Origin of the sequence: Lacinutrix sp., from assembly GCF_023299985.1 — a bacterium.
GTDB lineage: Bacteria > Bacteroidota > Bacteroidia > Flavobacteriales > Flavobacteriaceae > Lacinutrix.
This window is the reverse complement of record NZ_JALZVX010000176.1, coordinates 1-6,534: the sequence shown is the minus strand read 5'-3', so window position 1 is coordinate 6,534 and position 6,534 is coordinate 1. Positions and strand designations below refer to the sequence as shown.

The window sequence follows — 6,534 nt, the reverse complement described above, 5'->3', positions numbered from 1 at the left end:
TTTTGTATCATGACCTACAGCTGCTATACTTTTTTCTATAGTCTCTAAATTAGTTTTACGTTCATCGAAGATTAGTTTTAATTCGTGCGATTCAATATCCCAAATGGCAGACTTTACGCCTTTGGTATTTAAACTTGCTTTTTCAATTCTTTTTTTACACATCATACAAACACCGTCAACTTCTAAAGAAGCTCTCTCGTTTTTATTTTGTGCGAACGTTACTGTTGTTATTAAAAATGCGAATATTAGGACTGCGTTTTTCATATAATTTATTGAATTCATATTGTTTATTTTCTTATAATTATGAGATTCCTGCTTTCGCAGGAATTAGTTACTTTATTTTAAATCTTAATCCTGTAAAATAGTTAGCTCCAAAAATTGGACCATATACAAATGTAGTATCAAAACTTGAGCCAAAAGGATTATCTGCGGAAACTATTGGATTGTTTTGTCTAATATTAAATATGTTTTCACCTCCTAAATATACTTCAAATTTTGGAGAAAACACTTTGGTTATCTGTGCATTAAATGTTCCAACAGTTGGCGAGAATTCTGGCAACTGGTATTGTACAGGATTATTTTGTGTAGATGAAAAACGCTGTGCTCCCAACCAATTATAAGTAGCATCAAATTTCCATTGTCCAGTTTCTCCTTCTTCTAAAGATGTTTCATATGATGCATTTGCAAAAAACCGATGTTTTGGAGTGAGAGGCCTTTCTAACTTACCAGAATTAAATTGAGTTTTAACATCGTAGTTTTTATAAGCTAAGCGCATATTAAAACGATCTAAAGGCTCATAATGTAATTCTATTTGAAAACTATTGGCATAGCTATCGCCTTCTAAATTATAGAAATTAACCTCTTGAGCGTTTTCATAATCTACCACAACTTGATTTTTAAAACTTGTTCTGTAAAAATCGGCAGTAACTTCTCCTTTTCTACCTAAGACTCTAAAGCCTTGTAAAAAAGACACACCATAATTCCAAGCAATTTCTGGATCGAGCCCATAAATTCTTCCATTAGTATTTAGAATATTTATATTTCTTGAAGTGGCAAAAAGTTTCTGGTTTTCGGCAAAAATATTAGCACTACGCTTTCCTCTCCCAACAGATGCTCTAAACACACCTTTTTCCCAAGTAGTGTAGCGCATATGTAAACGTGGTGTTAAAAATGTACCTAACAAATTATGTCTATCAATTCTCAAGCCTGCAGTAACATTTAATTTATCTAAATTAAAGTAATTATACTCTAGAAAACCACCTATTGAATTTTCGATTCTACTAAAGTTGGTTGAATTCACAAGCTCATTATAACGGTCGTAAGCATAACTTATTCCTGTTTTAATTTTATGTCGAGAATCGCTTATAATACTGTTATAAATAGCGTTAGCGTATAAACTATTATGCTCTATATTATACTGTTTTAATCCAAAATAAGAGTCTTGTTGATGCCCACTATATGCTGCTTGAACTCCAACACTTTGCCATGGTAACTCTGCATTTACATACCCTAATTTAGCAGAAACCTCATAACGTTCTGTATCTATTTCACTTCCCCATACTTCGTCTCCGCTCAGCACAGGATTATTAGTTGTTAGCCTATCTACATCTGGATTAAAGTCAATCTGTCCTGATTGTTTTTCATCGTTTAAATATTTTAAATTAATAAAACTAACGAGACCTTTTTCTGGATTAGTGTATTGCCAACGGTTCATTAAATTAATCTGGTTATACAATGGCATGTCTAAAAAACCATCGTTATTAACATCATGTTTTGTATTTAAGGTACTACCATGTAAATAAATTCCTGTATCCCATTTATCACTCACCTTAGTATTAAGGTGTGTATTTAATTCTAAACGTGAATTACTTGCCGCATAGAGATTTACAAATAATTTATCGTCTGTTGTAGGCTTAACCAATTCTGTATTTATTTGTCCTGCAATACTCTCATAACCATTAACCACACTTCCAGCTCCTTTGGTAATTTGAATACTTTCTACCCAAGTTCCTGGAATAAAACTAAGTCCAAAAGCTTGAGATGCGCCACGAATAGATGGAATATTTTCTTTAGTTATTAGTATGTACGGACTTGTTAAACCCAACATTTTTATTTGTCGTGTTCCTGTAACAGCATCAGCAAAGTTAACATCTATTGACGGATTGGTTTCAAAACTTTCAGACAGGTTACAACAAGCCGCTTTTAATAGCTCGTCGCTACTTACAGTTATAATATTTTGAGCTGACAAATAAGACGTTGAAGATGCTTTTTTTCTAGATGTAATTTTAATTTCGTCGAGCTCTCTTGTTGGTTTTAAACTGTGCTTAATAGGTTTAAAATCTAAAATAGTTAAGGTATCCGCTTTATAACCAACAAAGCTAATTACTAATTTGGAATACTCTTTTTTATAAGGTATAGAAAATTCTCCTTCAAAATTAGTTACATCTCCAACTTTAGTTCCTAGCCAAAACACATTAGCTCCTGGAAGAGGCGATTTACTAGTGTTATCTTCAGAAATTGTGCCTGTTAATTGTGTTTGACATAGCGCAAACAACGGCAGTATTAATAATATACATAGTATGTTTTTCATTATATGTAGGTATTAATTAGCATGATAATTGCCATAATAATCATGATACTGTTTTCAATAAAAGTTGCCTTAGTCATCGGTAATTTAAGTGCTGTGCCAAGGCAAGCACATTGTATTGCTTTTTTATCTAAAAGCGTTTTTGTTACTCCAATAGTTGTAATTCCTAAAATTATAATAGTTACTATTAATGCTATTGGAATTTGAATACGCATTAGAAATAGTATACCTAAAGCCAATTCTAAAAAAGGATAAATTTTAGCATAAAAAGGAATCTGTTTAGCCAATGGATCGTACATTTTAAAAGATTCTGGAAAACCTTTTAAATCTAAGATTTTAAAGAAACTAAAAACAATATAAAATAAGCCCATAAAATCAAGCATAAAACTACTCCAACTCCAGTTTTTATAATGCATTAAAATAGAAGCAATAGTTATATAACCAAAGATTATAAACAACGGTTTTAATTGCTGAAGGTCGCTTTTGCCTTCTTCAATTGTTGAAGATGCAAAAATATTTTCTTGTTGCTTTTCTGAAATCGAAAATTTTTCGGGTAAAGCGTCTTGCAAATTTTTGGTTGAAATATGTTGAGACATTTCAATCGTCACTTCTGCTTGTTCAAGATTTACAGAAGCATTTTTTATGCTAAGTAAGGCATTCAGATGTTTTTCAACTGAAGCTTTACAGCCATTACAGGTCATACCTGTAACTTTATATGTATGTGTCATGATGTGTTTTTAATAAATTATTTCTATTTAAAAATTCCGCGCAAGCGAAAATGAAAAGAAATAAAATATCAAATTAAAAAGGATTCATCTAGAACTTGTATGTCGTAAATGAGGTTTGGAGGAATATACTCCTTGTGTGGGATTATTTGTTTTGGTAAACTTTCAAATAAAGATAAATAGCTATAAACAAAAGTTGTAAAAACTATTTGCTGATTAATGTCTAAGCCATCAAAACCATTTAATTTTAATTTATCTTGACCTTCAACAATAACAACTTCATCTTTGCAGCAGCTCTTTTTCACTGAAGTTCCTGCAGATGCTTCCATTCCACATTTTTTTACTTTAGAAAAAACCGCTGTGTCTATTAAATTAGTTCCACAATAGTGAGATTCAACGGTAAATGATAGTGTTGAGAACAACACCACAAATGCCATTAAAAAGGACAAACTTTTATTTAAAAAACTAATTTTCACGTTGCAAAGTTAATAAAATCTAAATCAAGAAGCACTCTAATGTATACTTAAACAGTTATTTATATGCTTTTTCTCTGGTAATAAAACGCTGGAAGTAATAGTAATAGTATAAGTGGCTGAATTAAAAATCGACGAATATTAAAAAACACAAAGTAATCTTCTTGTTTTGGGTTATAAACAAAATACAAAAACAGCATTAAAAGAATAGTGTAAGAAATACTATAAATAACCACCGAAAACTTAACCACACTTAAATCCTTAAAAAAAACATATAAAATTGCTAAAGAAAGCACAGTATTAATTAAAAACCTTAGTGTAGTGGATAGTGCCAGTTTTAATACTTCTCGCCTTGGAGAATCTATATACAAATAATCGTTTTGAAAAAATTTTAAATAAGGGTCGTAAAACAATTCGTTTTCAAAAGCACGAACTATTACAAGCAATCCAAAAAGGAAAAATAGCCAGATATATTTTATATACTTATCCATTATTTTTGCCAATATTAGAAAACTTATTTACCCAAAGCATCCATAATAAAAATACCATTCCATAAATAATTGCTGGAAAAACTACCGAATGTAAAATTTCGCTTTGCGAAGGATAATTATACAAACCAATAGATAAAATTACAATTCGAATAAGGTTTACAACATATATAATAGCACTGCCAGATAATAAAAACAGAATTGTAGTTTTTAATTTCCCGGAAAAAGCAACCACAAATGACATAAATAAAATAACAACACTAATAGCATTACAACCTTCTATAATTCGTGCTATATAATTGCCTTCTAGTAATAATTTAATCGAAGGTTCCTCTGGATGTTTTAAAACTTTAGCATTATAACCAATAGTATTTAATAACGCTTCGCTTTGGTAAGCTACTAAATTTGTAACATAATCTGGATAATACTGCGAGCCAGCCGAAGCATTTAAATACAACTTATAAACTACAGACATACCAATATATACCAACAGAAACGTAAGGATAAATTTTATTACAGACTTATATTTTATAAAAAGTGATTTCAAATTTAATTATGAAAAGTTTTAGATTATTTAAAGTTTGAAATTACGCCTTTTTAAATACTTTTACCAAAATTTTATTATTATGATTTTTGAAATATTAAAGCCTAAAACCGAAACTATACTTTCTAACAACGAAATCTCTAGAGATGAGCGCTTAATGAAAATATGCGAACTACTAGAAGTAAATATAACACATTACAATTGGGTTGGTTTTTATTTTAAAAATGGAAATAAAAACGAATTAAAACTCGGTCCTTATGTTGGTGAACCTACAGACCACATTATTATTCCTTTTGGAAAAGGTATTTGTGGACAAGTAGCAGTTAGCAATAAAAACTTTGTTGTGCCAGACGTTGCTGCACAAGACAATTACATTGCTTGCAGTATAACTGTAAAGGCTGAAATTGTAATTCCAATTTTTGTAAACGGAGAAAACGTAGGTCAAATAGACATCGATTCTAACACTCCTAATCCTTTTACTGAAGAAGATGAGAGGTTTTTAGAGTTTGTTTGTACTAAAGTTGCTGAAATTCTTTAATATCTTTTGAAATATTATATAGTTTTAACACAAATAGCAAAACTCATAAAAAAAATAGTCTTCGTCTCTCTTTTATTGATATTCTCATTTTCATGCAAAAAACAATATGAAAAAGAAGTTGCATTAGAAACAAAGGTTGATTCTATATTGACTCAACCAATTAAAGAGCTAGGATTAAAAGGAACAACGATTTTACCTTCAACCATAAATCAACAGATTGCTAGAGGTTATGGGTTACACTTAAACGCTGTAAAAATAACTGAATGTGATAATAATTCTGAACCTGATGGAATAGAGAGGATTGAAGATATAATAGAGACTAAAGAAACCTTAATAATAAAAACTAAAATTTCAGGTAATTGTTGCCACGATTTCTTGTGCGATGTAAATGTTGTTAATAAAAATACTATTGATTTAATTCATTATGGATATGGAGATTCATATTGTTCATGCAACTGTTGTTTTGGTTTAATTTATGAATTTTCTATAATAAAAACAAAAAATTACCAAGGCATCGAGAAGATTATGATAAATAGCAAAACAAATACTCTCAAAAAAATCAATAGAAATATTGATTAATTTAGTTTAACTTGTTAACAACTCACGTTTTTAGTTGACAACCTAAAACTTTTTTCTAAGTCAAATAATTTCCTTTTCTTTAAATTTGCTTGCTTATTAACACAACTACTAATGAGCAATAACAAAACAATTAAATCTGCATTAATTTCGGTATTTAGCAAAGATGGTTTAGCGCCAATTGTTAAAGAACTAAATAAACAAGGTGTTACCATTTATTCTACTGGTGGAACCGAAAAATTTATAAACGATTTAGGCATAAAAGTCGTTCCTGTTGAGGACGTTACTTCGTATCCTTCAATTTTAGGAGGTCGTGTAAAAACTTTACACCCAAAGGTTTTTGGTGGTATTTTAAACAGACAAAACCATGATGGAGATGTAAAAGAGATGAAAGATTTTGACATCCCACAAATAGATGTTGTGATTGTAGATCTATATCCTTTCGAGAAAACTGTAGCTTCTGGAGCGCCAAACCAAGATATTATTGAAAAAATAGATATTGGAGGTATTTCTCTTATTCGTGCTGCAGCAAAAAATTATGCTGATGTTATTTGTGTGTCCTCTGTTGATGATTATTCTGAATTTTTAGAATTAATAAGAGAC

General features: G+C 30.1%; 8 protein-coding genes and 1 pseudogene. 3 read left to right on the top strand and 6 right to left on the bottom strand.

Going from position 1 to position 6,534, the window contains the following annotated elements:
- From Q0C58_RS09585 to xrtF, 6 genes are all read right to left on the bottom strand, one after another.
- On the bottom strand, positions 1-264 hold a 264-nt coding region (locus tag Q0C58_RS09585), incomplete at its 3' end, for a heavy-metal-associated domain-containing protein (protein ID WP_290700635.1).
- 67 nt (positions 265-331) lie between these two features.
- On the bottom strand, positions 332-2,590 hold the full coding sequence (locus Q0C58_RS09580) for a TonB-dependent receptor (protein WP_290700633.1): 2,259 nt from the start codon (positions 2,588-2,590) through the stop codon (positions 332-334).
- On the bottom strand, positions 2,590-3,315 hold the full coding sequence (locus Q0C58_RS09575) for a MauE/DoxX family redox-associated membrane protein (RefSeq protein WP_290700630.1): 726 nt from the start codon (positions 3,313-3,315) through the stop codon (positions 2,590-2,592). The genes Q0C58_RS09580 and Q0C58_RS09575 overlap by 1 nt, the downstream gene beginning before the upstream one ends.
- Positions 3,316-3,383: 68 nt before the next feature.
- Complete coding sequence (locus tag Q0C58_RS09570; RefSeq protein WP_290700628.1) at positions 3,384-3,788, bottom strand: hypothetical protein; 405 nt, start codon at positions 3,786-3,788, stop codon at positions 3,384-3,386.
- Between the two features lie 59 nt (positions 3,789-3,847).
- Positions 3,848-4,276 (bottom strand): exosortase F system-associated protein, encoded by a 429-nt coding sequence (locus tag Q0C58_RS09565; RefSeq protein WP_290700626.1) that lies wholly within the window; start codon positions 4,274-4,276, stop codon positions 3,848-3,850.
- A complete protein-coding gene (gene xrtF, locus Q0C58_RS09560; protein WP_290700624.1) occupies positions 4,269-4,820 on the bottom strand; it encodes an exosortase family protein XrtF in 552 nt (183 codons plus the stop codon). The genes Q0C58_RS09565 and xrtF overlap by 8 nt, the downstream gene beginning before the upstream one ends.
- Before the next feature lie 79 nt (positions 4,821-4,899).
- Here xrtF and Q0C58_RS09555 point away from each other — a divergent pair, with 79 nt between their 5' ends.
- The 3 genes and pseudogenes from Q0C58_RS09555 to Q0C58_RS09545 form a co-directional block, all read left to right on the top strand.
- Entirely contained in the window at positions 4,900-5,355 is a 456-nt protein-coding gene (locus Q0C58_RS09555) for a GAF domain-containing protein (protein ID WP_290700622.1), read from the top strand.
- Positions 5,356-5,361: 6 nt separating this feature from the next.
- Complete coding sequence (locus Q0C58_RS09550) at positions 5,362-5,934, top strand: hypothetical protein (RefSeq protein WP_290700620.1); 573 nt, start codon at positions 5,362-5,364, stop codon at positions 5,932-5,934.
- Positions 5,935-6,045: 111 nt separating this feature from the next.
- Positions 6,046-6,534 (top strand): annotated as a pseudogene (locus Q0C58_RS09545) (bifunctional phosphoribosylaminoimidazolecarboxamide formyltransferase/IMP cyclohydrolase PurH); the annotation flags it as partial.

Excerpts from the sequence above, each read along its gene's own strand:
- Q0C58_RS09565 (WP_290700626.1), bottom strand. The coding sequence starts at position 4,276 with ATGGATAAGTATATAAAATATATCTGGCTATTTTTCCTTTTTGGATTG.
- Q0C58_RS09580 (WP_290700633.1), bottom strand. The coding sequence starts at position 2,590 with ATGAAAAACATACTATGTATATTATTAATACTGCCGTTGTTTGCGCTA.
- Q0C58_RS09575 (WP_290700630.1), bottom strand. The coding sequence starts at position 3,315 with ATGACACATACATATAAAGTTACAGGTATGACCTGTAATGGCTGTAAA.
- Q0C58_RS09555 (WP_290700622.1), top strand. The coding sequence starts at position 4,900 with ATGATTTTTGAAATATTAAAGCCTAAAACCGAAACTATACTTTCTAAC.